This is a genomic window from Pseudoalteromonas sp. SR45-6, assembly GCF_014163545.1.
GTDB classification, from domain to species: domain Bacteria; phylum Pseudomonadota; class Gammaproteobacteria; order Enterobacterales; family Alteromonadaceae; genus Pseudoalteromonas; species Pseudoalteromonas rhizosphaerae.
Genome location: NZ_JACJDM010000174.1, coordinates 1 through 572, shown reverse-complemented (window position 1 = coordinate 572; position 572 = coordinate 1). Strand labels below are relative to the sequence as shown.

The following is a 572-nucleotide window of genomic DNA, read 5'->3' as shown; positions in this document are numbered from 1 at the left end:
ACCGCCAGCGTCACTGGGATCATTGATACCACCATGCCGGATATCAGTATTAATCCGCCAGCCGACAGTAACGATACCACGCCTACCATCAGTGGCACCGCCAGTGCGCCACAGGGCAGCATAGTGACACTGGTGTTTAATGATGCCGCGGGTAATTCACACACAGTCACTACGCAAATGACACCATCAGGCACATGGTCAGTGCCGGCGCTGGATGCATTAGCAGAAGGTACTTATACGGTTACTGCAAGTGTATCAGATCAAGCGGGGAATCCAGCCAGTGCGAGTGTGACCGGGTTAATTGATGTCACCGCGCCGGTCATTAGCGTGAATGCGCTGGCAGATAGCAGTGATGTTACTCCGCTCATCAGTGGCCAAAGCAGTGGGGTGCCAGCGGGTACGCAAGTGAACGTTACAATCATCGCTGCCAATGGCGCAGTACAAAGCGCGACAGCAACAACGGATGGCGCAGGCAATTGGTCCGTGGAGGCCAGTAATGCGATTATCGAAGGCGAGTACACAGTCAATGTCAGTGTGACAGACTCCGCAGGCAATACCGGCACCGATAGCGA

The 572-nt window shown here is 54.5% G+C and carries 1 protein-coding gene; it reads left to right on the top strand.

Translation table 11 applies throughout. From position 1 onward, the window contains the following. A partial coding sequence (locus H5158_RS23810; protein WP_182719768.1) for an Ig-like domain-containing protein occupies positions 1 to 572 on the top strand: 572 nt, incomplete at both ends.